Origin of the sequence: Reyranella sp., from assembly GCF_965279625.1 — a bacterium.
Lineage (GTDB): Bacteria > Pseudomonadota > Alphaproteobacteria > Reyranellales > Reyranellaceae > Reyranella.
In genome coordinates, this window is record NZ_OZ257251.1 from 1,332,232 (window position 1) to 1,357,409 (window position 25,178).

At 67.1% G+C, this 25,178-nt stretch carries 27 protein-coding genes; 13 read left to right on the plus strand and 14 right to left on the minus strand.

What is annotated here, in order from left to right; all coding sequences use genetic code 11:
• Positions 1-73: 73 nt before the first annotated feature.
• The gene (locus tag ACQY78_RS06445) at positions 74-1,243 is read right to left on the minus strand and encodes an alpha-hydroxy acid oxidase (protein ID WP_428683840.1); all 1,170 of its coding nucleotides are present in this window, start codon (positions 1,241-1,243) and stop codon (positions 74-76) included.
• Between the two features lie 74 nt (positions 1,244-1,317).
• Here ACQY78_RS06445 and ACQY78_RS06450 point away from each other — a divergent pair, with 74 nt between their 5' ends.
• Genes ACQY78_RS06450 through ACQY78_RS06460 form a run of 3 tightly spaced genes read left to right on the plus strand, consistent with a single transcriptional unit; the run spans position 1,318 to position 3,525 of the window.
• On the plus strand, positions 1,318-1,761 hold the full coding sequence (locus ACQY78_RS06450; RefSeq protein WP_428683842.1) for an N-acetyltransferase family protein: 444 nt from the start codon (positions 1,318-1,320) through the stop codon (positions 1,759-1,761).
• Positions 1,762-1,795: 34 nt separating this feature from the next.
• The gene (locus ACQY78_RS06455; RefSeq protein ID WP_428683844.1) at positions 1,796-2,593 is read left to right on the plus strand and encodes a phytanoyl-CoA dioxygenase family protein; all 798 of its coding nucleotides are present in this window, start codon (positions 1,796-1,798) and stop codon (positions 2,591-2,593) included.
• A complete protein-coding gene (locus ACQY78_RS06460; RefSeq protein ID WP_428683846.1) occupies positions 2,590-3,525 on the plus strand; it encodes a glutathione S-transferase family protein in 936 nt (311 codons plus the stop codon). The genes ACQY78_RS06455 and ACQY78_RS06460 overlap by 4 nt, the downstream gene beginning before the upstream one ends.
• Positions 3,526-3,640: 115 nt before the next feature.
• Here the strand turns inward: ACQY78_RS06460 and ACQY78_RS06465 are convergent, their stop codons facing one another.
• The 9 genes from ACQY78_RS06465 to ACQY78_RS06505 all read right to left on the minus strand — a co-directional run bounded on the left by ACQY78_RS06465 (position 3,641) and on the right by ACQY78_RS06505 (position 11,949).
• A complete protein-coding gene (locus ACQY78_RS06465; RefSeq protein WP_428683848.1) occupies positions 3,641-4,756 on the minus strand; it encodes an NAD(P)/FAD-dependent oxidoreductase in 1,116 nt (371 codons plus the stop codon).
• A gap of 1 nt (position 4,757) precedes the next feature.
• The gene (locus tag ACQY78_RS06470; RefSeq protein WP_428683850.1) at positions 4,758-6,164 is read right to left on the minus strand and encodes an NAD(P)/FAD-dependent oxidoreductase; all 1,407 of its coding nucleotides are present in this window, start codon (positions 6,162-6,164) and stop codon (positions 4,758-4,760) included.
• A gap of 118 nt (positions 6,165-6,282) precedes the next feature.
• Positions 6,283-6,576 (minus strand): (2Fe-2S)-binding protein, encoded by a 294-nt coding sequence (locus ACQY78_RS06475; RefSeq protein ID WP_422029156.1) that lies wholly within the window; start codon positions 6,574-6,576, stop codon positions 6,283-6,285.
• On the minus strand, positions 6,557-7,696 hold the full coding sequence (locus ACQY78_RS06480; RefSeq protein ID WP_428683852.1) for an NAD(P)/FAD-dependent oxidoreductase: 1,140 nt from the start codon (positions 7,694-7,696) through the stop codon (positions 6,557-6,559). Before ACQY78_RS06480 ends, ACQY78_RS06475 begins: the two co-directional genes overlap by 20 nt.
• Complete coding sequence (locus ACQY78_RS06485) at positions 7,686-8,495, minus strand: ABC transporter permease (protein WP_428683854.1); 810 nt, start codon at positions 8,493-8,495, stop codon at positions 7,686-7,688. Before ACQY78_RS06485 ends, ACQY78_RS06480 begins: the two co-directional genes overlap by 11 nt.
• On the minus strand, positions 8,492-9,343 hold the full coding sequence (locus ACQY78_RS06490) for an ABC transporter permease (protein ID WP_428683856.1): 852 nt from the start codon (positions 9,341-9,343) through the stop codon (positions 8,492-8,494). Before ACQY78_RS06490 ends, ACQY78_RS06485 begins: the two co-directional genes overlap by 4 nt.
• Positions 9,340-10,266, minus strand: coding sequence for an ABC transporter ATP-binding protein (locus tag ACQY78_RS06495; RefSeq protein ID WP_428683858.1), 927 nt, complete (start codon positions 10,264-10,266; stop codon positions 9,340-9,342). Before ACQY78_RS06495 ends, ACQY78_RS06490 begins: the two co-directional genes overlap by 4 nt.
• Positions 10,267-10,893 carry a histidine phosphatase family protein gene (locus ACQY78_RS06500; RefSeq protein ID WP_428683860.1) on the minus strand — a complete coding sequence of 209 codons (627 nt, stop codon included), beginning with the start codon at positions 10,891-10,893 and terminating at the stop codon, positions 10,267-10,269.
• 18 nt (positions 10,894-10,911) lie between these two features.
• Positions 10,912-11,949: an ABC transporter substrate-binding protein gene (locus ACQY78_RS06505; RefSeq protein WP_428683862.1), complete on the minus strand. Its 1,038-nt coding sequence runs from the start codon at positions 11,947-11,949 to the stop codon at positions 10,912-10,914.
• Positions 11,950-12,054: 105 nt separating this feature from the next.
• Here ACQY78_RS06505 and ACQY78_RS06510 point away from each other — a divergent pair, with 105 nt between their 5' ends.
• Entirely contained in the window at positions 12,055-12,969 is a 915-nt protein-coding gene (locus ACQY78_RS06510) for a LysR substrate-binding domain-containing protein (protein WP_428683864.1), read from the plus strand.
• Here ACQY78_RS06510 and ACQY78_RS06515 read toward each other — a convergent pair.
• Complete coding sequence (locus tag ACQY78_RS06515) at positions 12,966-13,379, minus strand: cupin domain-containing protein (RefSeq protein WP_428683866.1); 414 nt, start codon at positions 13,377-13,379, stop codon at positions 12,966-12,968. The two genes, ACQY78_RS06510 and ACQY78_RS06515, sit on opposite strands and share 4 nt — an antisense overlap.
• Positions 13,380-13,480: 101 nt before the next feature.
• Here ACQY78_RS06515 and ACQY78_RS06520 point away from each other — a divergent pair, with 101 nt between their 5' ends.
• Positions 13,481-14,368: a LysR family transcriptional regulator gene (locus ACQY78_RS06520; protein ID WP_428683868.1), complete on the plus strand. Its 888-nt coding sequence runs from the start codon at positions 13,481-13,483 to the stop codon at positions 14,366-14,368.
• Here ACQY78_RS06520 and ACQY78_RS06525 read toward each other — a convergent pair.
• Complete coding sequence (locus tag ACQY78_RS06525; RefSeq protein WP_428683870.1) at positions 14,357-15,286, minus strand: SAM-dependent methyltransferase; 930 nt, start codon at positions 15,284-15,286, stop codon at positions 14,357-14,359. The genes ACQY78_RS06520 and ACQY78_RS06525 overlap by 12 nt on opposite strands.
• 106 nt (positions 15,287-15,392) lie before the next feature.
• Between ACQY78_RS06525 and ACQY78_RS06530 the strand changes: the two genes are divergently transcribed.
• Positions 15,393-15,986, plus strand: a complete 594-nt coding sequence (locus ACQY78_RS06530; RefSeq protein WP_428683872.1) for a hypothetical protein — start codon at positions 15,393-15,395, stop codon at positions 15,984-15,986.
• Between the two features lie 54 nt (positions 15,987-16,040).
• Here the strand turns inward: ACQY78_RS06530 and ACQY78_RS06535 are convergent, their stop codons facing one another.
• Complete coding sequence (locus tag ACQY78_RS06535) at positions 16,041-17,873, minus strand: serine/threonine protein kinase (RefSeq protein WP_428683874.1); 1,833 nt, start codon at positions 17,871-17,873, stop codon at positions 16,041-16,043.
• A gap of 87 nt (positions 17,874-17,960) precedes the next feature.
• Between ACQY78_RS06535 and ACQY78_RS06540 the strand changes: the two genes are divergently transcribed.
• Genes ACQY78_RS06540 through ACQY78_RS06550 form a run of 3 tightly spaced genes read left to right on the plus strand, consistent with a single transcriptional unit; the run spans position 17,961 to position 20,767 of the window.
• Positions 17,961-18,107, plus strand: coding sequence for a hypothetical protein (locus ACQY78_RS06540; protein ID WP_428683876.1), 147 nt, complete (start codon positions 17,961-17,963; stop codon positions 18,105-18,107).
• Between the two features lie 48 nt (positions 18,108-18,155).
• Positions 18,156-20,498 carry a xanthine dehydrogenase family protein molybdopterin-binding subunit gene (locus tag ACQY78_RS06545; protein ID WP_428683878.1) on the plus strand — a complete coding sequence of 781 codons (2,343 nt, stop codon included), beginning with the start codon at positions 18,156-18,158 and terminating at the stop codon, positions 20,496-20,498.
• A 5-nt stretch (positions 20,499-20,503) separates the two neighbouring features.
• Positions 20,504-20,767 carry a hypothetical protein gene (locus tag ACQY78_RS06550; RefSeq protein WP_428683880.1) on the plus strand — a complete coding sequence of 88 codons (264 nt, stop codon included), beginning with the start codon at positions 20,504-20,506 and terminating at the stop codon, positions 20,765-20,767.
• On the opposite strand, the gene ACQY78_RS06555 is transcribed toward ACQY78_RS06550, so the two are convergent.
• Positions 20,764-21,114, minus strand: coding sequence for a hypothetical protein (locus tag ACQY78_RS06555; RefSeq protein ID WP_428683882.1), 351 nt, complete (start codon positions 21,112-21,114; stop codon positions 20,764-20,766). The genes ACQY78_RS06550 and ACQY78_RS06555 overlap by 4 nt on opposite strands.
• A 237-nt stretch (positions 21,115-21,351) precedes the next feature.
• Here ACQY78_RS06555 and ACQY78_RS06560 point away from each other — a divergent pair, with 237 nt between their 5' ends.
• The 4 genes from ACQY78_RS06560 to ACQY78_RS06575 all read left to right on the plus strand — a co-directional run bounded on the left by ACQY78_RS06560 (position 21,352) and on the right by ACQY78_RS06575 (position 25,177).
• Positions 21,352-22,239, plus strand: a complete 888-nt coding sequence (locus tag ACQY78_RS06560) for a hypothetical protein (protein WP_428683884.1) — start codon at positions 21,352-21,354, stop codon at positions 22,237-22,239.
• A gap of 25 nt (positions 22,240-22,264) precedes the next feature.
• Positions 22,265-23,374: a hypothetical protein gene (locus tag ACQY78_RS06565; RefSeq protein ID WP_428683886.1), complete on the plus strand. Its 1,110-nt coding sequence runs from the start codon at positions 22,265-22,267 to the stop codon at positions 23,372-23,374.
• A 77-nt stretch (positions 23,375-23,451) separates the two neighbouring features.
• A complete protein-coding gene (locus tag ACQY78_RS06570; protein WP_428683888.1) occupies positions 23,452-23,922 on the plus strand; it encodes an SRPBCC family protein in 471 nt (156 codons plus the stop codon).
• 382 nt (positions 23,923-24,304) lie between these two features.
• The gene (locus tag ACQY78_RS06575) at positions 24,305-25,177 is read left to right on the plus strand and encodes an FkbM family methyltransferase (protein ID WP_428683890.1); all 873 of its coding nucleotides are present in this window, start codon (positions 24,305-24,307) and stop codon (positions 25,175-25,177) included.
• The last annotated feature ends 1 nt before the right edge of the window (position 25,178 follow it).

Consider the following 25,178-nt stretch of genomic DNA (forward strand, 5'->3'; position numbering starts at 1 on the left):
CCAGAACAAAAACCGGTCTGGCGAGAAAGCGCGACCTCGCGCCGAAGCGCAACTGATCTCAAGTATAGGCCGATCAGCGCCGGTTGCGGCGCAGATCCTCCTCGTCCTGCCACATCATGAACTGCGGGCCGAGATCGGCGATCCGGGTGGCGCCGATCTGAGCCATGCTGATATCGACCTCGCGCTTGAAAATCTGCAGCGCCTTGGCAGCACCCTGCACGCCGCCGGCCGTTACGCCGTACAGAGTGGGCCGGCCAACGAACACGAACTTGGCGCCCAGGCAGAGGGCGATGATCGCGTCGAGGCCGCGCCGGACGCCGCCGTCGAACATCACCGTCATCTTGTCGCCGACCGCGTCGCGGATCGCCGGCAGCACCTCGAGCGGCGACGGCGCGAGATCGAGCTGGCGGGCGCCATGGTTGGAGACCATGACGCCATCGACGCCCATCGACTGGGCGCGAATCGCATCGTCGGGGTGCATGATCCCCTTCAGCACGAAGTTGCCCTTCCACAGCTCACGGAAGCGCTCGACATGCTTCCACGTCATCGGGGCGCGGTTCTGGTAGGCGACCATGTCGGCCACCGTGTCGGCGGTGGCGTCGGGACCGGCATACTTTGCCCAGTTGTCGAAGTAGGGCGTGCCGTGGCGGAACCACTGCATCATCCAGGCCGGGTGCAGCAGCGCCTCGAACTTGGTCTTCCAGGTGAGCTTGAGCGGCCGCGACCAGCCGTTGCGCGTGTTGCGCTCGCGGTTGGAGCCCTCGGGCACATCGACCGTGAAGACGAGCGTGCGCAGACCGGCATCGGCCGAGCGCTTGATCATGTCCTCCGAGACGGCCTGGTCCTTGGCGGAATAGAGCTGGTACCAGCCATGGTCCGGCGCCAACCTGCCGAGATCCTCGATCGAACCGGTGCTGGAGCCCGACATGATGAACGGCACGTTGGCATCACGCGCCGCCTCGGCCAGCATCAGATCGGCGCCGTGCCGGAACAGACCGGCGAGACCCGTGGGCGCGATGCCGATGGGGCTGGAATAGGTCCGGCCGAACAGCGTGGTGGACTGGTCGCGCACCGAGACGTCGACGAGGTAGCGCGGCACGATGCGCGCCTTGCGGAAGGCCTGTTCGTTTGTGACGAGACCGACTTCGTCGTCGGTGCCGCCCTCGATGAAGTCGTAGGCGATCTTGGGCAGGCGCTTCTTGGCGAGCTTGCGCAGATCCTCGATATTGACGACGTCTTTCATTGCTTCTCACTCCCGCGTGACGCCAATTTTGCCGTTCTTTGATGCTGCGGGCCAGCGATGTTAGACGACTGGCCATGCAAATCAGGCACGCAAAACCGGGCGACGAAGCCCAACTCGCCCTCCTCCTTGAGGAACACGAGCATCATTACGGCAACCCGGTCGCTGCAGGTGCCGGCGATGCGGGTGCCGCCTTCCTCACCGCCGCGCCGCCTGGCGGCACGATGTGCCTGGTTGCGGAACGGCAGGGAAAGCTCATCGGGTTCGCCATCCTCAATCCCTACTTTCCGGGGCCCAACCTCACCCATGGGCTGTTCCTCAAGGAGCTTTACGTCAGTGGCGCCGCACGTTCCGCTGGGGTCGGCGAGAGGCTGATCGAGGGCATCCGCGCGCTGGCCCGCGAGCGCGGCGACACGCGGGTCATCTGGACAACCGGCGAGGGCAATTCCGGCTCGCAGCGCTTCTACGACCGTCTCGGCATGCGACGCGAGAAAAAGGTCTACTACGTGATGGACCCCTGAGTTAGCGTTCCCAAAACGCTAAGGAGGATTCGCCATGGAGCTGACCGACCAGCAGATCGAGCAATTCGATCGTGACGGATTCCTCGTGTTCCCCGACCTGTTCGACCGCAACGAAGTGGCGGTGCTTCGGCGCGAGGTCGCCCGGCTGTCCGGTGTCGACAGCGAAGAGGTCGTCCGCGAGCACACCGGCGGCGTCCGCACCATCTTCCGCGTCCACGAAAACGACGGCGCGACCCGGTCGAAGCCCTTCCACGCGCTGGTCCGCACGCCGCGCCTGCTGCGGCCGGTGCAGCAGGTGCTGAAGGACGACGGCGTCTACGTCTACCACACCAAGATCAACACCAAACCGGCCATCGAGGGCACGGTCTGGCAGTGGCACCAGGATTACGGCTCGTGGATGCGCGACGGCTGCCGGCGGCCCGACATGGCGACCTTCAACCTGATGATGACCGACACGACGGAGATGGGCGGCGCCCTCTACCTGATCCCCGGCAGCCATAAGCTCGGCCGCATCGAACCGGTCTACGACGAATCGACCTCCTACAAGTTCTGGGCGATGCCCAGGCAGCGCATGATCGAGATCCTGAAGAGCTCGCCCGAGCCCGTTGCCGTCACCGGCCGGGCCGGAACCTGCGTGCTGTTCCACTGCAACGTGCTGCACGCCTCGGGCCACAATCTCTCGGCCGAGGACCGCTGGCACATCTACGTGTCCTGCAACACGGTGGCCAACAAGCCGCAGCTCGGCGAGAACCCGCGGCCGGACTGGGTCGTGTCGCGCAACTGGAATCCCCTTCCTCTCGAGGCGGACGACGGCGTCCTGAAGGTGGCGTGACTCCCCTCCCGACATCCCTGATCCTCCACCAGTACGACTTCTCGAATTTCGCCGAGAAGGCCCGCCTGATGATGGGGTTCAAGGGCCTGGCCTGGCGGGCGGTCGAGATTCCCCCGATCGAGCCCAAGCCCAAGCTGACGCCGCTGACCGGCGGCTATCGCCGCACACCCGTGCTGCAGGACGGCGCCGACGTCTGGTGCGACACCAAGCTGATCGCGCGTGAGCTGGAGCGGCGCGTGCCGCAGCCGACCTTCTATCCGCCGAACAGCTCGGGCACGGCCGACGCCATCGCCTGGTGGGCCGAGCAGCAGTTCATGCGACCGACGGCGCTCTACGTGTCGGGCATCAATGCCGACCACATGCCCGAAGGGCTGCACGCCGATCGCGCGAAACTGCACGGACTGCCGATCCCGTCGATAGAGGCCGTGCGCAAGGCCGCCTATCGCAATCTCCAGCTCGTGCGGCCGCAGGTGAAGTGGATCGCCGACATGCTGGCGGACGGCCGTCCCTACCTGCTGGGCGATCTGCCCTGCATCGCCGACTTCGCGACCTATCACGTCGTCTGGTTCTTCCGCGGTCGCCATATCGACTGCCGCGAGGTGCTGAACGCCTATCCGCGCCTGATTGCCTGGCGCGACCGCATGGCCGCGATCGGCCACGGGCACCGAACGAACATCGACGCCGATGAGGCCCTGGCGGAGGCCCGCGCCGCGATACCGGCAACACCGCGCGCTTCAGAGCCGCAGGAAGGCGATCCCCTGCCCGGCCGGCGCGCCCGCGTGCGCGCCTCCGACAACGCCAGGGACTGGATCGAGGGCGAGGTGCATTTCATCGACGCCGACGAGATCGCGCTGCTGCACGAGAACGACGAGGTGGGGCAGATGGCGGTGCACTTCCCCCGGCTGGGATATGATTGGCGGGGTGCCAGCTAAAGGTCCCTCGCTTGCGCTCGGGATGTCAATTTTTGTGTGATGACAGCAGTGCGTCGACGCACAACATGACGACCGGCACCATTGTCATCCCGAGCCTAGCGAGGGACCTTTACTCTTACTTCGCGGTGAAACGCTCGATGCCCAGCCCGTCGATCGGCGTGTTGGTCGAGCCGGTCGCGATCAGTTCCGCCATCACCGCGCCCGTCCCCGGGCCGAGCTGGAAGCCGTGGGTCGAGAAGCCGAACTGGTGGAAGACGCCTTCGGAAGTCGAACTCCGGCCGACCACGGGAATGCCGTCCGGCATGTAGGCCTCGATGCCGGCCCAGGCGCGCACGATCGTGGCCTCGTGCATGGCCGGGAAAAGCTCCCAGACCGTCCGCGCGCTGATCGCGAGCTTGCCCCAGTCGATCACCGTCTCGTTGCTGTCGCGATAGGGCGTCGAGAGATGGCCGCCGCCGATCACCACGGTGCCGTTGTCGAGCTGTTTGAAGGAGAGCTTGCGGCCGCGCAGGATCACCACAGGCTTGATGAAGGCCGGCAGGCGGCTGGTCACCATCAGCATCGGCGCCACGACGGCGAGCGGCACGGGTTCGCCCAGCATGGCGGCAATACGGTCGGCCCAGGCGCCCGCGGCGTTCACGATCTTTGGCGCTTCGAAGTCACCATCCGTCGTCGCGACCCGCCAGTTGGCGCCACTCCTCGCGAGGCCGGTGACGGTCACGCCCTCGATCACCTCCGCCCCCTTCTCGACGGCGCGGCGGCGGAAGGCTTGGGTCGTGCGGAACGGATCGGCGGCCCCGTCGCGGCGCGAGACGACGCCGCCGGGGCAGCGGTCGGATACCGCCGGCACGAGGCGCCGCAGTTCGGCGGCATCGATCAGCTCCTCGTGCACGAAGCCGCGCAGGCGGAGATCGTCGACCCGCTCCCGGAAGCCCGCGAGCTCCGCCTCGCTCTCGGCCACCAGCACGGTGCCGTGGGCGCCGAAGCCGCAATCGTCGCCCACCAGCTCTTCGATGCGCTCCCAGATGTCCATCGACGAGATCGACAGCGGAATCTCGTGAAGATCGCGCGCGAGCTGGCGCACGCCGCCGGCGTTCACGCCCGAAGCATGGCGGCCGGCATAGTCCTTCTCGATCAGGATCGGCTTCAGGCCGCGCAGCGCCAGATGCAGCGCGGTCGAGCAGCCGTGAATGCCGCCGCCGATGACCACCACATCGGCCGTGCGGACCATGCTAGCGCTCCACGGCCTTGCGCTCGGCCTCGCTGATCGGCAGCGAGGCGAGCTCGGCCAGGGTGATCGGCTTCACCGGCGGGCGCAGGCGGTAGTAGCCGACCTCGTCCGGACTGGTCTTGCGCTCGGCAGCGATCAGCTCGGTGACGGTGAGGCCGCACAGCCTGCCCTGGCAGGGACCCATGCCGCAGCGCAGGAAGGCCTTCATCTGGTTCGGTCCCTCACAGCCCAACTGCGCCGTTTCACGCACCTGCCTGGCGGTGACCTCCTCGCAACGGCAGGCGATCGTGTCGCCCTCGGGCATGCGGAACGCATCGGCCGGCCGGTTGAGACAGTCGAGGAAGGCCCGTCCCATCTCCTCGCGCTGCAGGCGCTGGCGGATCGCCTGCGTGTCCGGCACGACCGAATCGGGCCTGAGCGCACGCACCGCGGCGATGGCCGCGATCCGGCCGCGCTCGGTGGCGGCGGTGCCGCCGGCGATGCCCGCCCCGTCACCGGCGACCGCGATGCCCGGTACCGAGCTGCCGAAATCGGCATCGAGCACCGGCACGAAGCAGAGCTGGCGGTCGTTCCAGACATGCGCGACGCCGGCCGCATTGGCGAGGTTGACGTTGGGCACGACGCCCTGGTGCAGCAGCAGCAGGTCGACCGGCAGGCGCCGCGTCCCTCCGGGTCCGGAGAAGACGACCTCGCGCAGCCGGTCAGTGCCGACCGCCTCGATTGCATGGGCACGATGCACCGGCACCTTCGCCCGGACCTCGCGCAACAGCGCCAACCCCTTGCCGAAGTACGGTGACAGCGCGAAATCGGGCAGATGGAAAATCGCCTGCAGCCAGTTGCGGTGCGGCGTGGTGTCGAGGATCGCGTCGATCGTGCCGCCCGCGCGCAGGGTCTGCGCCGCCAGCAACCATAGCAGCGGGCCGCCGCCCGCCAGCACCGTGCGCCCGCCGACGACGAGGCCTTGCGCCTTCAGCGCGGTCTGCGCGGCCCCGGCGGTCATCACGCCCGGCAGGGTCCAGCCGGGAATCGGGAACGGCCGCTCCTGTGAGCCGGTGGCGATGATGACCCTGTCGGCCTCGATCACGCGCGCCTTGCCGCCGATCGACACGCCGACGAGGCGCTGCCGGTCGAGGCTCCACACCGTGGCGCCGTTGACGATCAGCGCCCCGCTCGCCTTCGCCTCGTCGGCCAGGGCAGCGCCATCCCAGTAATCCTCGCCCAGGATCGCGCGGTTCTTGACCGGTGTGGAGGTGATGGCGCGATAGATCTGGCCACCGACACCGGGATTCTCGTCGAACAGCACGGTCGAGACGCCCGCCCGCGCGGCCAGCGCCGCGGCCGCAAGCCCGGCCGGCCCGCCGCCGATGACGACGAGTTCATACGAGGAGGAAAGATCAGCGGCGTTCATAGCGCACGACCGAAGGGAAGAAGGCTGTCACCCTGAGCGAAGCGAAGGGCCCTTCCCTGTTCGCAAAGGTCCCTCGCTGTGCTCGGGATGACAATGTGCGCGGTGCTCCGGGCTAGCGTCATCGTCCGGCCTCCCGGCGGCCGAGCTGGGTCTCGACCTTCATGCCCTCGCGCACCGGGATCAGGCAGCCCTGGCGGCTGCCGACGCCGTCGACCGTGACCAGGCAGTCGAAGCACACGCCCATCAGGCAGTAGGGCGCGCGCGGCGCGCCGGTGACGGGCGTGGTGCGGCAATGGTCGATGCCGGCCGCAAGCAGCGCGGCGGCGACGGTGTCGCCCGCTCGGGCGCTCACCTTCTTGCCGTCGACGGTGAGGACGACGGCGGGGCCGCTCTCAGCCAGCCTCTTGAACATGGAACCTCCGGGCACTGAACGGGGCGACGAGCGAGGCGTCGAGCGCACCGCGGGCAATCATCGGCGCGATGGTGAGGGCGTGGTTGGCAGCCAATGTCACGCCGGAATGGCAGCAGACCGTGAAGGCGCCGGGATGGCTCTTCGACTCGTCGTAGATGGGAAAGCCGTCCTGGGTCATGACGCGGATGGCGCTCCAGGTGCGCACCACGTTCACGTTGGCCAGCAGCGGGAACTGGCGCACCGCGCGCTCGGCCTCGGTGGCGCTGACGCCGATGGTGAGACCGCTCGGGTCGACGCTCTCTTCCTTGGAATCGCCGATCATCACCGTGCCCTCGTCGGTCTGGCGCAGGGTGACGACGGGATGGTTGAGGAAGGGCCGCAGCCGTTCGGTGACGACGATCTGCCCGCGCTCCGGCTTCATCGGACACTCGAGACCGACCATCGGCGCGAGGCGCATGTTGGCGTTTCCCGCCGCCAGCGCCACCTTGGCAGCACGGACCTCGCCCTGCGTCGTCGTGAGCCGGAACTCCCCGCCCTCGCGGACGATGTTGTCGACCCTGTGGCCCGGCAGGTAGGTGACGCCCCGCGCATTGAGCGCGGTATGCAGCGTGCGGAACAGGCGCAGCGAGTTCACGTGGCCGTCGAGCGGACAGAAGCTGCCGCCCACGACCTCGGGCCCGATGTCGGGCAGCATCGCCTTGACCTGATCATGGGTCAGCATCTCGGTCTTGTAGTCGACGATACCGGGCTGGTTGTGCAGGCGCTGCAGCACGTTGGCGCGCGCCTCCAGCTCCTTCTCCGACAGGCAGAGATGGAAGCCGCCGGGCCTCTGGAACGAGACGTCGAGGCCGGTCTCCTGCTTCAGCAGATCCGAGAAGCCGCGCCAGGCATTGGAGGAACGGATCGTCCACCCGGCATAGGGAGCAAGGCCCAACCCCTTGCTCTGCACCCAGACCAGCGCGAAGTTTCCGCGGCTGGCCCGGACGGCGCGGTCGCCCTCGTCGAGGATGACGACCCGGCAGCCCTCGCGCGACAGGCCCCAGGCGGTGGCGACACCGACCAGGCCGCCGCCCACCACCGCGACGTCGAATTCATCACCGGCCCTTGCTTCAGCGGCCATGCCCGGCGCTCCTTCCAATCAGCAGGCGTTCCAGCCCGAAAGCGCGATCGAGCACCAGCAGCGCCAGGACGGTGATGGCAATCACGCAGGCCGACACCGAGGTCACCAGAGGATCGATATTGTCCTGGATGTAGAGAAACATGCGTACCGGCAGGGTCTCGGTGCCCGGCGCCGCGATGAACACGGTCATCGTCACCTCGTCGAACGAATTGATGAAAGCCAGCGCCCAGCCGCTGACCAGTCCGGGCAATACCAGCGGCAGGGTTATACGCCGCAGGACCACGCTTTCCGAGGCGCCGAGCGACACGGCGGCATGCTCGATCGAGCGGTCGAGGCCGACCGCCGAGGCGAGCGTCAGCCTGAGCGCGAAGGGTATCACCACCACGATGTGCGACAGGACCAACCCGGTGAAGGTGCCGCCCAGGCCGATCTGGGTGAAGAAGCGCAGGAAGGCGATGCCGAGCACGAGATGCGGGATCATCAGCGGCGACATGAAGAGCGCCGTCACCGCTTCGCGGCCGGGAAAGCGATAGCGCGCGATGGCGAGCGCCGCCGGGACGGAGATCCCCACCGCGATCGCCGAGGAGATCGCGCCCAGCCACAGGCTGCGCCAGAAGGCCGAGATGAACTCGGGGTAGCGCGCGATGGCGTAGAACCAGCGCAGCGACCAGCGGTCGGTCGGGAACGACAGGTAGCCTTCGGGCGTGAAGGCGACGAAGCAGACGACCAGGATGGGCGCCAGCATGAAGGCAACGAACAGCGCGTGGTAGGCCAGCGCCAACGGCCCGTTGCGGCTCATGCGAAGACCTGCGCGTAGCGGCGCTCGACCAGCCGGTTGGCGCCCCAGACGATGGCGACCAGCGCCAGCAGCAGCAGCACCGCCACGGCGGCGCCGAGCGGCCAGTTGAGCGTGTTCAGGAACTCGTCGTAAGCAAGCGTCGAAGCGACCTTGAGTCGCCGGCCGCCGATGATGGCGGGCGTCGCGAAGGCGCTGGCGGCCAGCGCGAAGACGATTACCGCGCCCGACAGGATGCCCGGCATCACCTGCGGCAGCACGATGCGGCGCAGCACAGTGAAGGGCCCCGCCCCCAGCGCCACCGCCGCGTTCTCGATCTGCGGGTCGAGCCGTTGCAAAGAGGCCCAGACGGCCAGCACCATGTAGGGCATCAGCACGTGCGCCAGCGCGATCACGATGCCGGTCTCGGTGAACATGAAGGGCAGCGGTGCCGAGATCAGCCCCATGCCCATGAGCGCCTTGTTCACGAGCCCCGAATTGCCGCCGAACAGCAGCGCCCAGCCCAGCGTCCGGGCCACGACCGAGATCAGCAGCGGGCCCAGGATCACCAGCAGGAAGATGCCGCGCCACGGGCTGCGCATGCGGTTCAGGATATAGGCCTCCGGCGCGCCGAACACCGCCGCCAGCAGGGTCACGAAGAAGGCGATGCGGAAGGTCCGCGCAAACATCTCGTGGAAGTACGAATCGCTCAGCACTTCCTGCCAGTTCTTCAGGATGAAGACCGGCTCGATGCCCTTGTACTGGCCCCAGTCGTGGAACGAGAGCAGCACCGTCATGGCCAGCGGCACGATCACGACGCCGGCGAACAGGACCAGCGCCGGCAGGCAGAGGAGATAGGGCGCCGCCCTCACGCGCGGCCCTCCCAGGCGAGCTGCACGGCGTCGCCCTCCCCCGGCATCGCCTCGCCGGTATTCTGGCGGATCACCGTGACGAGGCCGGACGCGGTATCGACCTGGTAGAGCCAGTGATTGCCCTGGAAGATGCGCGTGCGCACCGTGCCGGCGAGGCCGGAGGCGGCGAAGGAGATGCGTTCGGGCCGCACGCTGGCGCCCCCCACCAGATTGGTCTTGCCGAGGAAATTGGCGACGAAGGGCGTGGCCGGCCGCTCATAGGCCTCGTGCGGCGGACCGATCTGCTCGGCCTTGCCCTGGTTCATCACCACGATGCGGTCCGAGAGCGCCATCGCCTCGGCCTGGTCGTGCGTCACCAGGATGGTCGTCGTCCCGACCGTGCGCTGGATCTGGCGCAGCTCGATCTGCATGCCTTCGCGCAGCTTGGCGTCGAGGTTGGAGAGCGGCTCGTCGAGCAGCAGGACCTGCGGGCGGATCACCAGCGCCCGCGCCAAGGCCACGCGCTGCTGCTGGCCGCCCGACATCTGGCGCGGGAAGCGCGTCGTGAAGGCGCCCAGCCCGACCAGTTCCAGGGTCTCAGCCACCCGCGTCTTCCGCTCGGCCGCGGCGACACCCTGCATCTCCAGGCCGAAGCCGACATTCTCCGCCACGGTCATGTGGGGAAACAGCGCGTAGCTCTGGAAGACGATGCCGAGGCCACGCTTCGCCGGCTTGATCGCCAGCAGATCCTTGCCGGCCAGCCGGATCGACCCGGAGGTCGGCTCTACGAAGCCCGCGATCATCTGCAAGGTCGTGGTCTTGCCGCAGCCCGAGGGACCGAGCAGCGCCACGAACTCGCCCTTCTCGACGCCCAGGGTCAGTCCGTCGACGGCGTTGTGCGTGCCGAACGACTTGGTGAGCTTCTCGAGTTCGAGAAATGCCATTTAATCCGTACCGTGCGAGACGATGCGGGCCGCGGTGTCGCGGTGCAGCCGGTAGAAGGCGTCCTGCGGCTGGTCCATGTCGAGGATCTCGGCCTCGGGCACGCGCAGAAAGAGGCCGCGCAGGACCCGCCCGATGCCGCCATGGGCGAACACGGCGACCGGACGTTCGATCGCCAGCGCTGCGATATCGTCGAGCGCCGCCCGGGCGCGCGCGGACGCCGCGATGTAGTTCTCGCCGCCCGGCGGCTCGTAGGTCCAGCGATCGAGCCGCCGCGCCGCCATCGCGCCCGGCCAGCGCGCCTCGATTTCCGGGCCCGTAAGACCGTCCCACTCTCCCCAACTCATTTCGCGAAGGCGATCGTCGAACGACCCTTCGTGATGTGTCAGGCCGGCCTCTTCTGCGGCGAGCGCCAGGGTCTCACGGACGCGACCGAGCGGGCTCGCCCGAACCACGACGTCCGCCGGTACGTGACCGGACTGACGCAGCTCATGCGCCAGTGCCCGCCCCATGGCGCGGGCCTGCGCCCGTCCCGTCTCGGTCAGCGGCGAGTCGAGAAAGCCCTGCGCCCGTTTCTCGGCGTTCCAGACGGTCTCGCCGTGGCGAAACACATAGACGGGATGATGCACGATCGGTCTCCGGGCCGCTCAGCGCTCGACCTCGCGGTTCCAGCGCTTGGTCCAGTCGTCGCGTGAGGCGTTGATGGCGTCCCAGTCGGGCGCGATGATCAGCTTTGCACGCTCGCCGACCGGCGCCATTTTCAGCTCCGGCATATTTACGTCGACCTTGGTGTTGACCGGGCCGTTGCCCATCTCCTTGGCCATGCCGGTCTGCACCGGTAGCGACAGCAGCGTCTTGATCATCTCGTGGGCCAGCGGATTGACCGAGGCCTTGGCGACCGGACAGGCCGAGGCGAGCAGGATGGGCGAGCCTTCCTTGGGATAGATGAAGTCGACCGGGAAGCCGGTGTTGGCGAAGGCCTGCACGCGGCCGGTGCCCCATACGGCGATGTTGGCCTGACCCGACTGGAAGAGTTCGGTCATCTTGCCCGGCGAGGGCTCGTAGACCAGAACGTTGGGATTGATGTCGGCCTTCATGACTTTGAAGCCCGGCTCGATGTTCTTCTCGCCGCCGCCGTTCATGCGGGCGAACATCATCAGCGTGTAGAGCCCGTAGGTGTTGTTGATCGGCGGGATCACCAGCTGCTTCTTGAACTTCGGGTCCTTGAGGTCGTTCCACGAGGTGGGGATCGGCCAGCCCTTTTCCTTGAAGACCTTGGTGTTGACCATGAAGCCGGTGCCGGTCTGGCCGACGGCCACCGCCTTGTCGTCCTTGAACAGCGCCGCCGGATAGAGCTCGCTCTTGTCGAGGCCCTGAATGGGCGCACAGAAGCCGAGCTGGATGGCCTGGTACATCACGCCGTCGTCCATGATGGCGACGTCGATCACCTGGTTCCCCTTCTGGGCCTGGAGCTTGGCCAGCGTGTCGGTGGAGTTGCCGGCGACATACTCGACCTTCACGCCGTGCTTCTTCTCGAACTCGGGAAAGACCTCCTTGCGCAGGTGGCTGTCCCAGACGCCGCCATAGGCCGCGACGGTGAGCGTCTTCTGTTGCGCCTCTGCGGGGAGCGAACCCGCCAACAAAGCCAGTGCCGCGATTGCGCCGAAGCCTGCCAAACGGGTCATTGTCCCCTCCGTTCGTGAGTTCCCCGCCATCAGTTTTTATATCGCGCTGCACGGCGTCAAATCCAATTTTGCGCCAAGCTCCATACTGAAATGTTATGAAGGACGATGCGCAGCCTGAACCCCCGCCAGATCGAGGCCTTCCGCGCCGTGGTGCTCACGGGCGGCGTCGGCATGGCTGCTAACCTGATCAACGTCACCCAACCGGCCGTCAGCCGGATGATCCGCGACCTCCAGCAGCAGCTCGGCCTCACGCTCTTCGAACGCCGTGGCACGGGACTGGTGCCGACCAGCGAGGCGCTGTCCCTCTACGCCGAGGTGGAGCGGGCCTTCGTGGGACTCGAACGCATCTCCCAAATGGCCACCGAGCTGCGGACCCGACGGGCCGGCTTCCTGCGGATCGCCGCATTACCCGCGCTGGCCAACGGTTTTCTGCCGCGGTTCGCGGGAAGCTACCTGGTCGAGCGGCCCAAGCTCGATCTCGTTCTGTCAGGCCTCGTCTCGCACGCCGTCGTCACTTCCGTGGCCCAGGGCCAGAGCGACCTGGGCTTTGCCGAAGGCTCGATCGAGCACACGGCCGTGCGGCTCGAACGCATGCCGCCCGCCCCCTATATGGCGGTGCTGCCGCAGAACCATCCGCTCGCTCGCAAGAAGCGGCTTCGGCCGGCCGACTTCGAGGGCGAGAGTTTCATTTCGCTCGGGCATTCCTCGGTGTCGCGCTTCCGAATCGACCGCTTGTTCGCCGACCATGGCGTGAGCCGCGTCATGCGCATCGAGACGCCGCTATCGGAGATCGCCTGCGCCCTCGCCGGGTCCGGGGCGGGCGTCACGCTGTGCGATCCCTTCACCGCGACCGAGTACGCGACCCGCGGCATCGTCGTGCGGCCTTTCGAGCCGCGCATCCACTTCGAGTTTGCTGCCCTCTACGCCGCGCAGGGCACACTGCCCCCGGTGGCGCGCGACTTCATCGACAGCTTCCGAGCGCGCATCACCGACTTCCTGCGCTCGCTGCCCCGGCGCTAGCCGAACTGGACGCCGTACTCGCCGGCAATCGCCACGATCTGCGTTGGCGCGAGGGCCTGTCCCGCCTCCCGGGTCGCACGGTCGAAGTGGCGGAACATCTCGGCCGCCTGAAGGCCGGGCGTGGCGACGACGAGCAGCCGCACCGTTTCCGCGGTATCGTTGCGAAACCCGTGCACGTCGCCACGCATGAAGGTCGCGCTTGCGCCTGCCGGTACCTTGCGCTCGCCCCTCTCGCCGATCAGCGTCAGCTCGCCCTCGACAACCAACAGCATCTCGTCATCGGCGTCGTGGCGATGGGGCGGCACGAAGTAGCCCGGCGGGATCGGGTGATCGGCGACGAAGGCCGCCACCGTACCGCCACCGGCCTTCACGATCATCGGCGCGCCCAGAACATCGAGTGTCTCGCTCATCTTTTCCTCCCGCTTCTTGACGGGCCAGCAATAAGCGCGCACCGCCCGCGATGGCAGACGGTGATTCTGGACAGATTGTTCGGCAAGGCGAACAATTGGGCATGGAAGCCTTCGCCGGCATCGAGGCCTTCGCCCGCGTGGTGGAGACCGGAAGTTTCACCGCCGCCGCCCAGACGCTGCAGAGTGCCAAGTCTTCGGTCAGCGAGACGGTGCGCGCGCTCGAGGAGCGCATGGGCGTGCGCCTGCTCGACCGCACCACGCGCCGGGTGCGCCCGACGGAGGCCGGCACGGCCTTCTATCGCCACTGCCGGCGGCTGCTCGACGACCTCGCGCTGGCGCGCAGCGAGGCCCAGGCCGCCCAGACGGAACCTGCCGGACGGCTTCGCATCGCCGCCCCCGATGGTTTCGCCGAGCGTTACATCGTGCCCGGCCTGCCCGCCTTCCTCGCCGCTTATCCGACCATCGAGGTCGAACTGATCGCAGGAAGCGCCGCACTGCGGCTGGTCGACGAAGGCATCGACCTTGCGATCCGCATCGCAGAGAAGCCCGAGCCCACCCTTGTCGTCCGCCGCATCGCCACGTCGCGCGTCGTCATCGTCGCAACCCCCGGCTATCTCGCCCAACACGGCACCCCCCGAAAGCCGCGCGACATACTCGGCCACCGGCTGATCGGCTTCGCTCCGCTCGCCTGGCGCGACACCTGGTGCATCGGAAGGGAGCCCATCGCGGTCCAACCCCGTCTTCTCGTCAACAGCTCCGAGGCGTTGCGCGTCGCGGCGATGTCTGGCCTCGGTCTCGCCGCGATTCCGGAGTGGCTGATCGCCGATGCACTGGCTGCCGGTTTTCTCGTCCGTGTCCTCGGCAGCCACGAAACGCCGTCGGGCGGCGTCTATGCCGTCTATACGAGCAACCGCCTTCTCACGCCGAAGATCCGCGCCTTCGTCGACCACACCGTGCGCGACCTGCGCAGCCGGGGACTATCCCGATAGCTGACCCGTCGGCCCGAAGGGCAGCAGGAACGTGAGTTCGTGCTTGTTGTTGTGGAGGTGCAGCACCGTCGCGCCCGGCAGGGAAGCGAAGGCCTGGGCGGTTTCGTGATCGGTCTCGCCCTGGAACTTGATCGTGCAGACAAAGTTCCGGACCAGCCCGGTCGCCCGCCAGCGCTCCACCAGCCGCAACAGCCGTGCCGGGTAGCAGATCACATCGGAGAACAGCCAGTCGACGGGGCCGACGCTGGCGGGGTCGAGGCCGAATGCACTCTCGCCGCGCCATTCCACGCCGGGCATCGCCGCGACCTTGGGATCGAGCGGCGCCTTGTCCACGGCGACGACGCTCGCGCCCAGCCGCGCCAGCACCCAGGTCCAGCCGCCCGGACAGGCGCCGAGATCGAGACAGCGTTCGCCCGGCTGCGGCCAGCGGCGCAGGCGCACCAGAGCCTCCCACAGTTTCATGTAGGCGCGGCTGGGCGGCCCGACCTTGTCCTCGACCAGCTCGACCTCGCCGTTGGCGAAGGGTGAGCTGCAGCACGCCGCCGCGAGCAGGCGATCGGGCGCAAGCAGTGTCCACGAGCCCAGCGGCGCGGTCGGCGCGGCGGCGGGAAAGATCACCGGCTTGGCCGAAACATGCGGTAACTTCTCCTGGATGAGGGCGGCGCGGCGATGATGCAGCGGCGCATACATTGCCCAGTTGCGCTGGATGTCCCGCAGCGACTTCGCTGCCGTGCCGATCGAGGCGACCGGCAGCTCGATGCAGTCGTGCCAGATGTTTGCCGCCCACGCTGCGCGCAGCGGCGGCGACTCGGTCAGAAAAAGTCGGCCGTGCTCGGCCTGGATCTCGACACCACCGCGCGCCAGCTCTTCGCGCAACTGGCTTTCGAGACCATCGACCGCGAGATAGGCCGTGATCACGAGGTCTCTCGGAGATTGAACATATTCAATATCAATGTAACAGCCCGGCCATGGAAAATCCGTCAAACCTCATGCTAGCGTTATTCAACAACGGAGGGAGAGAGTCATGTTCACCAAACGGTTCCTGATTGCCGCACTGCTCGCCGGATCGATTGCCGCCACGGGCGCGACCACCGGCGCAGCTTATGCGCAGGGTCAACCGATCGTCGGAATCTCAACGGTCATCACCTATTCGATCGACGCGACCATCAGCGCCATCGATCCGGCCAAGCGCACCGTGACCTTCACCGGTCCGGCCGGCCGCTCGCTGACCTCCAGCGTCGGCCCCGGCATCAAGATGGACACCAGCAAGGTCGGCGACCAGGTCTCGGTGGCGTTCGAAGAGAAGCTGAGCTTCGTCCTCTCCGGCCCGAACACGGCGACTCCCAGCGGCCGCGACGTCGGCGTCACCGCCGCCGCCACGACGGGCACCCGCGCCGCCGGGGTCATGGCCGACCAGAGCGTGGCCAACTGGTGGGTCACGGGAGTCAACACGACCGCCAACACGATCTCGCTCGTGAATCCCAACGGCGGCGAGGTCCGGACCTACAACGTCGTGTCCACCGAAGGCCGCGCCCAGCTGCCGCGCGTCAAAACGGGCGACAAGCTGACGGCGATCGACACGCAGGTGCTGGTCGTGGCGATCACGCCGAAGAAGTAGCAATCCGAAGAGAGGCGGCGCTGGTAGCGCTTCGCCCGCGCCGCCTCTGCGGACTTAGCCGCCGCGCCGGCCGAGACTTCCCCGCACCGACCCACCCGGCGTGCGCAGTTCGATGGTCAACTGGTCGCCGGTCGCCTTGCCGGTCGCGGTGAAACCGCCCATCGAACAGTCCCGGTTCTCATAGATCCGGCCGCTGCCGGAAATGTCGCCGCTCGACGACACGGTGAGCGAAAGGGCGGAGGTGCCACAACCCGGCTGGGTAACCCGGCCGATCAGCTGGCCACCGGCAATACTCAACTCCGCCGTCACCACTCCCGACGCCCCGGCGAAGCCACTGCTGGACAGGCCGCCCCCGTAGACACCGTCGTAGATGCCCGTGCCGGTTCTCGAGGGCGGCGCCGCCGCACCCTGCGACGCCGACGGCCGCCCCCCCGGCACCGGCGGCGCATCGCGCAGCAGCGCCGGCACCTGCGCCGCGGTGAGAAAGCCAGTCGCCGCATGCCCCTTGGCCTTCTGCCAGGCCGCTATCATCTCGCGCGAGCGTTGACCGAACGTGCCGTCCGAGCCGCGCGTATCGTAGCCCAGCGAAGTCAGTACCCCCTGGATCCGCTGGCGGTCGGCGGGAAGGAGTTGGAGCGCTTCCTCCCCTTCGCGCGCCACGACAGCCGGGTCAGCCTCGGGCGATGCCGTCGGCGGCGGCACCACGGCGACCGCCTCGGTCGTCGCCACTTCCGCGTGCGGCTGGGGCCGCGACGTCAGCGCGTAGTAGCCGCCTCCCAGGCCCAGCAACAGGACGGCGCCAATCGCGGCGGGCTTCCAACGAGAGCGACGCCGGGGGCCGATGGCGTGCGCCGCAGGCGCGGAGGGCGGTGTCGGAGGCGTTGGCGGTGTTGGTGGGGTCGGAGGCGTGGGCGGCGCGACCGGCCTCGGCATGATCTGCGTCGCGTTGGCATCGACCACCGGCCCGCCCAGCAGGGCGCGCCAGGCGGCAATCGTCTGCGGCCGCTCGTCGTAGCGCACGGCCAGTCCCGCATCGATTCCCGCCAGCAGCGTCGGCGAGAAGCCATCAAGCTGGAGCCCTCTGAGCGGCTGGTAGGTGTCCTCGAGCAGGCGATCGAAGGCACTGGGCGGTGCCTTGCCGGTGATGGCGTGGTGCAGTGTCGCCGACAGGCCGTAAATGTCCGTCCACGGCCCCTGCTTGCCCGTGGTGAACTGCTCGGGCGCCGCATAACTGGGCGTGAAGATCGCCGTCATGGTCGAAGACCGGCCGGCAATCGCCAGTCGCGCCGCGCCGAAATCGATCAAGGTTGGAATGCCGGCCTCGCTCAGCAGGATATTGCCGGGCTTGATGTCACGATGCAGGAAGCCGGTTTCGTGGACCTTCTGCAGCCCCTCGAGCAGCGGCGGCAGGAACGTGTCGACATCCTGCGGCGACAGCGGCCCCGTCGTCTTGACCCGTTCCTCCAGCGTGCCACCGCGCACCAGCTCCATCACCATGTAGGAAGTGCCGTTGGTCTCGACGAAGTCGAACACCTTCACGATGGCCGGGGCGTCGTGAAGGCTGGCGAGGGTGCGGCCTTCGGCCACGAAGCGCTCGCGTCCCCACGAGAAGTCTTCCGCCACTTCGGTGGAGCGCGGCAGGACCGAGGCGCCGTCCTGGCGAATGGCGAGCGCCGGCGGCAGATACTCCTTCAGGGCGACTTCGCGGTCGAGCTGGGTGTCGCGGACACGGTAGGTGATGCCGAAGCCGCCCTGCCCCAGCACTTCGAGAACCTCATAGCGGCCGACAACCCGCCCCGGTGCCAGGGCGACATAGTCGACGACGGCGTCCGCCGCCGGACCGACGGGTTCGGCGGGCCTCTCGCCCGGATCGTCCTTGATATGCATGTCACTCCTGCCCCGCAAAGCAACGTCTTGGAAAGACGGGCGTTCCCGTGCGAGCGCCAGACGATGTGCGGCGCGAGCGAGGTGTTCATGGCACGGGCTTTAAAGGCTACGGAGGAGGCCGCGCTCCCTCCGGCCCACCAGAACGAAATACGCGTGCCCACGGCAGGAACCTGGGTGGGACTGGCAGCCGGCCTTCTCGTCGTCGCCGCCGGCTTCGTCTGGACGATGCTGTAGCGAGCCCCCTTCCGGCGGGTTAACCTCCGGGCAACACGGAGGAATTTCATGGCGAAGTTCGGCATTGGTCAGTCGGTACGAAGGGTCGAAGACCCGCGGCTCCTCACCGGCGGCGGTCGCTATACCGACGACACCAAACTCTCGGCCCCGGCCGCACGGGCGTATGTGCTGCGCTCACCACACGCCCATGCCGACATCAAGAGCATCGACACTGCGGCCGCGAAAAAGGCGCCCGGCGTTCTTCTGGTTCTCACCGGCGAGGACGTGAAGGCGGCGGGCTACGGCGATCTGCCGTGTCTCGTGCCCGTGACCAACCGCGATGGCACGCCGCGCGGCGAGACACCCCGCCCGATGTTGGCCCAGGGCCGCGTCCGCCACGTCGGCGACCCGGTGGCGCTGGTGGTGGCCGAGACCCTGGAGCAGGCCAAGGATGCCGCCGAACTGATCGAGGTCGACTACGAGGCCCGCCCGCATACGGTCGGCACCTTCGAATCGGCCCAGCCCGGCGCGCCTCTCGTCCACGACCACATCAAGGGCAACCTCGTCTTCGACTGGGAGATGGGCGACCGCGCCCGCACCGACACGGCGTTTGCCGAGGCCGACAGGGTCGTGAAGCTCGAGATCGTCAACAATCGCCTGGTCGTGAACTCGATGGAGCCGCGCGGCGCCATCTGCGAATACGACCCCTCGGACGATCGCTCGACCCTGTGGGTCTCCTCGCAGGGCGTCAGCGTCATCCGCCCCGTGGTCGCCGACATGATCCTGAAGATCGGCCAGGCCAAGCTGCGTGTGCGCACCGGCGACGTGGGCGGCGGCTTCGGCATGAAGATCTTCGTGCATCCGGAATATCCGCTGGTCGTGTGGGCCAGCCGCGAGCTCAAGCGCACGGTGAAGTGGATCCCCGACCGGCAGGAGGCCTTTCTCTCCGACGTGCAGGGCCGCGACCATGTCTCGCTGGCCGAGATGGCGCTCGACAAGGATTGCAAGTTCCTCGGCCTGCGCGTCACGACGCACGCCGCGCTCGGCGCCTATCTCAGCCATTTTGGGGCGTTCATTCCGACGATGGCCGGCAGCGGCATGCTGGCCGGCCTCTACCAGACGCCCGCGATCTACGTGAACGTGAAGGGCGTGATGACCAATACCGTGCCAACCGACGCCTATCGCGGCGCCGGACGGCCCGAGGCGGCCTACCTTTTGGAACGCTTCGTCGACCATATCGGCCGTGAGACCGGCCTCGGCCCGGCGGAGATCCGCAAGCGCAACCTCGTGAAGGCCAACCAGATTCCCTGGAATACGGCTTTGGGCGATACGTTCGATTCCGGCGACTTCGACAATGTCATGCTGAAGGGTCTGGAGAAGGCCGACTGGAAAGGCTTCGCGGCCCGCCGCGCGGCGTCGCTGGCCAAGGGCAAGTGGCGTGGCATCGGCATGGCAACCTATGTCGAGAAGTGCTCGGGCGGCGCGCCGGAAAGTGCCATCGCCAAGTTCAACGAGGATGACACGATCACCGTTTTCGTCGGCGTCCAGACCAACGGCCAGGGCCACGAGACCGCCTTCACCCAGATCATGTCGGCCCGTCTCGGTGTCGATGCCGATCGTATCCGCATCGTGCAGGGCGATTCGGACTTCACGCCCGAGGGCATGACCGGCGGCAGCCGCTCGATCCCGGTGGCAGGTGCTGCCGTTCTCGGCGTCAGCGACAACATCATCGAGAAGGGCAAGCTCGTCGCTGCCTCGGCGATGGAAGCGGCGGTCGGCGACATCGAATATGCCGACGCGACCTTCCGCATCGTCGGCACCGACCGCACGATGAGCCTGTTCGACGTGGCCCGCGCCGCCCGCGATCCCAAGCACGTACCGGAAGGAAACAAGCCCGGCCTGGACGATACCTTCACGCGCACGCCGCAGGCCGCGACCTTCCCCAACGGCTGCCATGTCTGCGAACTCGAGGTCGATCCGGAGACAGGCACGCTGGAGATCGTGAACTACACGATCATGGATGATTTCGGCACGGCGCTTAATCCGCTGCTGCTGCAGGGCCAGGTCCATGGCGGTGTCGGCCAGGGTGTCGGCCAGGCGCTGACCGAGAAGACGATCTACGATCCCGACTCGGGCCAGCTCATGAGCGGTTCGTTCATGGACTACGCCCTGCCGCGCGCCGACGTGGTGCCGCATGTCCACTTCGACATGCACAATAGCCTGTGCACGACCAATCCGCTGGGCGTTAAGGGCGCGGGCGAAGCCGGCGCCATCGGCGCCCCGCCTTCCGTCATCAACGCCATCGTCGACGCGATCCACCCGCACACTGGGCTGAAGCACATAGACATGCCCGTGACCGCCTCGTCCCTGTGGGCCGCCATCGATGCCCACCGAGCCAAGAAAGCAGCGTAGAGAGTATGACCGACAATCCGAAAGACCCGCCCCTCGCCGCCGCCCTCGCCGATTCGGTGAAGGCGATCGATGCCGACTACGCCGAGGAGATGCGCGAACTTCGCGCCCTCTTCGAGGAGGCGCGGCTGGAGGCTGAAAAGGACGAGCCGAACGACGTCAAGCTGAAGGCGCTGCTCAACGACGCCAATGAGATGGCCCGCACCTTCGCTACGCTGGATCCCGCCTGGCAGGCCGTGCAGCGCGTCGCACGTATGTTCGGGATTCTCTAGTTAGCAGCCATCGACCGCCGGCGCTCCAGCGTCCGGCGGATCGTGCGGTTTGTCTTTTCATCGAGGTAGAAGGCGCGCTCGCTGCGATAATGTTCGTAGCGTGCGACTTCTATCGCACCGACGGCAGCGGCCAGCCTGTCCGCGTCGGCCTTTCGCTCGAAGGCGCAATGAATGGCCGGGCCACACTCGTCGTCAACGGTGCGAACGGAATAGTGGCCCTGCGGGGAAAACGTGACGATCAGGTCGTGGAGCGCGCGCGCCGTCTCTACGATCGGCTGACCGCCGTCGTCGGCCTGGCCCAACACCAGGTACGGGCTGATATCCTCTAGAGTTCTGCTGTCACTCATGCGGGATCAACGATGGGTGCACTGCAATAGTTGCGTCGATCTTATGACGCGAAAGCGCGAGCAACCATTTGCAACAGCAAGCGTTCTCCCAATCACACGAGTTTAGCCGCGGATGTACCGGTGAACTCGTAAAGGCCCGCCCGGCACTGCTGGAGCGGGTCTTTTGTATTGTCTGCGCGACTTTTGGGCGTCTCTCGTCTAAAGATTTCGCCATCCGATCAGCCCCGGAGTTATCCCATGGCCGCCTTCCTTCGTTCGAAGGTCTTCGCGATCACCTTCCTGGCCGTGCTTCCCGCGGCCGCGCAGGATACGGTCAGTGTCGGTAACATGACGAAGCACGCGTTTGGCACGCCGGTCTCTTTTCAGAACGGGGACCGAGGTTGTCTCATCACGTTCGAGGACGATCGCGGCCGCGCTTTTCGCGAGCTTGCGGATTTCGAACTGTGTACCCAGGAGAAGTCACTGCAGGGCAAACGCCTCGCCCTCACCTACAGAGCCACGCGCGTTCAATCGCCCTCGTGCCAGGGCGACCCGGACTGCAAGAAGAGCGACACAGTCGTCGTGGTCGTAGCTGTGAAACCGACGACGATCGGCACCACACCTCCGCAGCCTCCACGCCCCGCGCCCGCGTCACCAGACCCTGTTGCGCAGGCGAAGAGGCCGGCCTCGTTCTGTACGCCTGCGGAGACGGTCGTCTTCTCCTGCTACACCAACCCGAGCAAGCTCGTGTCAGTCTGTGCGTCGAAGGACGCCGCGCCGAACAGGGGCTACCTGCAGTATCGCACCGGCAATCCCGACGCCAAGACTCCGATAGACCTCACGCTCCCGTCCGCCCAGGTCCCGCCGCCCCAGGCAGCGAACGGCGACTCCCTGTCCTTCTCCGGCGGTGGCGGTGCCTGGCTGCGCGTCTCGACGACAACGGTCGCCTTCGTCGTCTATACTGGCATCGGCAAGTGGGGCTCGCGCGGAGAGATTCGGGAGAAGGCCGGCGTCGCCGTCGAGCGCGACGGCACGCAGGTCGCCAATCTGAAGTGCACCGGGACGCCGATCAGCCTGCTCGGTCCCGATTGGTTCACGAAAGCGGGTATCCAGTCCGGCGGGCGGGACTTCGACCTACCCGAATGACCATCCACTTGAAGAAAGACGTCCGATGTCGCGCCCGCTGAAGATTTTTGTCGCGCTCCTCTCGCTCACCCTGTCGCCGTTGACCGGGGCGCAGGCACAGGAACCGTGGCGTACCTACGAGGGGCTGGAGGCGATCGAGATCCCCTTCGCCAACGGGCCTATCTCCGTGCACCATGTGCCGGAAATCTGGCTCAGCCTGAACGGCGCCAGGCCGCGATGGTTCGGCATGGATACGGGCTCCACCGGCATCGTCGTCTCGGCCGAGCACTTCATCCCCGGACCGGGCGACGTCTCGAAGGGGCCCGGGCGACTGGTCTACAACAGCAGCGGTCGCGTCCTGAGTGGGGAGCACTGGATGACGGATGTGGTCATCCGCCGCGACGAGCACACACCGGTCGCAACGGCGCGCGTCCAGGTGCTTAGGGTGAGCCAGATCACCTGCCTCGAACATGCCCGCGACTGCCGGCCCGAATCAAACCCGCGCAATGTCGGGTTCATGGGCATTGGCTTCGATCGCGGCAAAGCGCAAGCGACCGCCGACAACGCATCGCCCAAGAACCCCTTCGTCAGCATCGTCTCGCTGGCCTCCGGCCGGCCGGCGAGCGCGGTGCGACCCGGCTACGTGATCACCCGGACCGGCGTGCATCTCGGCATGACGCCCGCCCTCACCCGCCATATGGCCTTCGTGAAGCTGACGCCGAAGGCGCATGCGCCGGGCGTGCCCGACTGGAACGGGGCTCCCATGACCGTGTTGGTCGACGGTGTCGCCGGCCGGGGCACGATGCTGATGGATACCGGCATCAACTACATGTTCCTCTCTCCGCCGGCAGGCACGCGCCTCGAGCGTGGCCGGCGCGCGCCGGAGGGCACGAGGGTCGAGCTCTTCATGCCGGATCGCCAGCGCCCGCAGCCTGCCTCCTACGAGTTCAGGGTCGAACGACGCGGCAATCCGCTCCATCCCGAGCGTGTCGAGGTGGTGCATGACGCGACGGTCTTCGTGAATACTGGCCGGATGTTCCTGGAGGGTTTCGATTATCTCTATGACGCCGCCGGCGGCTATGTCGGCTACGGATGGAACGGCCGGGTCAGCCACGAGTATGGCGGCGTGACGCCGGGCTCGTACGGCGCGCCTTAGAATAAAACGCCGGCCCGTGTCGGGAAGCAGCGTCTTCGGGCGTCCTTGGGTCAGAATGATCTGACAAGGAGCCTGAGATGACTGCCCTGCCCGCAAACGACCGCGAACTCGTCCTCACCCGCTTGATCGACGCGCCGCGTGAAAAGCTCTACCGCTGCTGGACCGAACCGGCGCTTCTAAAGCAGTGGTTCGCCCCCAGGCCCTACGAGACGCCCGTCGTGGACGTGAATGTGCGGCCGGGCGGTTCCAATCTGATCGTCATGCGCGGTCCCGACGGGACTGACATGCCCAACCGCGGTGTCTATCTCGACGTCGTACCGAACGAGCGGCTGGTCTTCACGGATGCCTTCACCGAAGCGTGGCAGCCCTCGGCCAAGCCGTTCATGACGGTAGTCCTCACCTTCGAGAAGCAGGGCGACAAGACACTTTACACGGCTCGCGTCCGCCACTGGACGGTCGAGGACCGAGATGCCCACGAGAAAATGGGCTTTCACGTGGGTTGGGGGATCTGCACCGATCAGCTTGCGGCCCTGGCCGCGACGCTCTGACCATCGATGCAACGCGAGCGTCCTCCTGGGGTTTAGTGGAAACACCCCCTGGAGGATCCATGGTCAGGAAGACACTTATCGCCATAGTCGCCTGCGGCGCCATCGCAGGGAGCGTTAACGCGCAATCGGGTGGCGCGGGGTCGAGCAGCGGCGGCAGTTCGACAGCGCCGGCTCCGGCCGGCACCTCGCCAACCGTTCCGCCGCCGCCTGCTTCCCCGCCGCCGAGCAGCACTTCGCCCGTCACGCCCACGCCCTCCTCACCGGGCGCCCCGAGCGCGGGCCAGCCCGGCGTCGGTTCGGACACGAGCCGGCAGGCACCGGCCGCCGGGACCCGGTGACAACGGGAGGAACGATCGCCGCATACGCGCTATAGAGAAGGGGCATGCTTCAGCCTCTCCACAAGACCATCATCGGAACGATCAGACGCATGCCGCTTCCCGCTGCGCGGCTCGCGTTCCGCGCCTACGACAAGGTGCTCCGCCTCCAAGGTGCGGAGCATCTCGCCACCACCCAGTTTGGCGCGCGGCTGTACTGCAACCCGCTCGATCTCATCCAGCGTATGATCCTGCACTTCGGCGTCTGGGAACCGGACGTCTCGCAGGTCATCGCTGACAACCTGGCGCCGGGCGACGTGTTCGTCGATATCGGCGCCAACATCGGCTACGACACGCTCCTCGCTTCGTCGCGCGTCGGTTCCTCGGGAAGCGTCGTCTCGATCGAAGCTTCGCCGCGCACCTTTGCGCTCCTGCACCGCAATCTCGCGGTCAATGCCTCGTCGTCGAACGTCCGCCCTGTTAATGCGGCCGTCTCGGACAGGCCCGGCATGCTCGACCTCTACGAGGTCAATCCGGGAAACATTGGAGCGGCCACCACTCTGGCCTCCCGCGGTGGCACCCTGATGGCCTCCGTCCAAGCCCTGCCGCTGGAGCAGATTCTGACACCCGACGAAATGTCACGGGTTCGCCTGATCAAGATGGATGTGGAAGGGGCCGAGCCGCCGATCCTGCGCCATCTGCTGGAACAGCTATCGGCCTATCCGGCAACGATGGACATCGTGGTCGAGGCAACTCCCGATGACGATCCAGAATCGTGGCAGGATGTGTTCGCGCGCATGCGCGCCGCGGGCTTCACGGCCTGGGCGATCGAGAACGACTACGAGCTCGAATGGTATCTGCGCTGGCGCCGGCCGGCCACGCTGCAGCAGGTCGAAGCAATGCCGACGCGCCAGCAGGACCTTTTGTTCACACGTCGTTAGA

Bases quoted from the DNA above. Each gene is read 5' to 3' on its own strand.
- ACQY78_RS06445 (WP_428683840.1), bottom strand. From the start codon at position 1,243: ATGAAAGACGTCGTCAATATCGAGGATCTGCGCAAGCTCGCCAAGAAG.
- ACQY78_RS06450 (WP_428683842.1), top strand. From the start codon at position 1,318: ATGCAAATCAGGCACGCAAAACCGGGCGACGAAGCCCAACTCGCCCTC.
- ACQY78_RS06455 (WP_428683844.1), top strand. From the start codon at position 1,796: ATGGAGCTGACCGACCAGCAGATCGAGCAATTCGATCGTGACGGATTC.
- ACQY78_RS06465 (WP_428683848.1), bottom strand. From the start codon at position 4,756: ATGGTCCGCACGGCCGATGTGGTGGTCATCGGCGGCGGCATTCACGGC.
- ACQY78_RS06470 (WP_428683850.1), bottom strand. From the start codon at position 6,164: ATGAACGCCGCTGATCTTTCCTCCTCGTATGAACTCGTCGTCATCGGC.
- ACQY78_RS06475 (WP_422029156.1), bottom strand. From the start codon at position 6,576: ATGTTCAAGAGGCTGGCTGAGAGCGGCCCCGCCGTCGTCCTCACCGTC.
- ACQY78_RS06480 (WP_428683852.1), bottom strand. From the start codon at position 7,696: ATGGCCGCTGAAGCAAGGGCCGGTGATGAATTCGACGTCGCGGTGGTG.
- ACQY78_RS06485 (WP_428683854.1), bottom strand. From the start codon at position 8,495: ATGAGCCGCAACGGGCCGTTGGCGCTGGCCTACCACGCGCTGTTCGTT.
- ACQY78_RS06495 (WP_428683858.1), bottom strand. From the start codon at position 10,266: ATGGCATTTCTCGAACTCGAGAAGCTCACCAAGTCGTTCGGCACGCAC.
- ACQY78_RS06505 (WP_428683862.1), bottom strand. From the start codon at position 11,949: ATGACCCGTTTGGCAGGCTTCGGCGCAATCGCGGCACTGGCTTTGTTG.
- ACQY78_RS06510 (WP_428683864.1), top strand. From the start codon at position 12,055: ATGCGCAGCCTGAACCCCCGCCAGATCGAGGCCTTCCGCGCCGTGGTG.
- ACQY78_RS06515 (WP_428683866.1), bottom strand. From the start codon at position 13,379: ATGAGCGAGACACTCGATGTTCTGGGCGCGCCGATGATCGTGAAGGCC.
- ACQY78_RS06520 (WP_428683868.1), top strand. From the start codon at position 13,481: ATGGAAGCCTTCGCCGGCATCGAGGCCTTCGCCCGCGTGGTGGAGACC.
- ACQY78_RS06530 (WP_428683872.1), top strand. From the start codon at position 15,393: ATGTTCACCAAACGGTTCCTGATTGCCGCACTGCTCGCCGGATCGATT.
- ACQY78_RS06535 (WP_428683874.1), bottom strand. From the start codon at position 17,873: ATGCATATCAAGGACGATCCGGGCGAGAGGCCCGCCGAACCCGTCGGT.
- ACQY78_RS06540 (WP_428683876.1), top strand. From the start codon at position 17,961: ATGGCACGGGCTTTAAAGGCTACGGAGGAGGCCGCGCTCCCTCCGGCC.
- ACQY78_RS06545 (WP_428683878.1), top strand. From the start codon at position 18,156: ATGGCGAAGTTCGGCATTGGTCAGTCGGTACGAAGGGTCGAAGACCCG.
- ACQY78_RS06550 (WP_428683880.1), top strand. From the start codon at position 20,504: ATGACCGACAATCCGAAAGACCCGCCCCTCGCCGCCGCCCTCGCCGAT.
- ACQY78_RS06555 (WP_428683882.1), bottom strand. From the start codon at position 21,114: ATGAGTGACAGCAGAACTCTAGAGGATATCAGCCCGTACCTGGTGTTG.
- ACQY78_RS06560 (WP_428683884.1), top strand. From the start codon at position 21,352: ATGGCCGCCTTCCTTCGTTCGAAGGTCTTCGCGATCACCTTCCTGGCC.
- ACQY78_RS06565 (WP_428683886.1), top strand. From the start codon at position 22,265: ATGTCGCGCCCGCTGAAGATTTTTGTCGCGCTCCTCTCGCTCACCCTG.
- ACQY78_RS06570 (WP_428683888.1), top strand. From the start codon at position 23,452: ATGACTGCCCTGCCCGCAAACGACCGCGAACTCGTCCTCACCCGCTTG.
- ACQY78_RS06575 (WP_428683890.1), top strand. From the start codon at position 24,305: ATGCTTCAGCCTCTCCACAAGACCATCATCGGAACGATCAGACGCATG.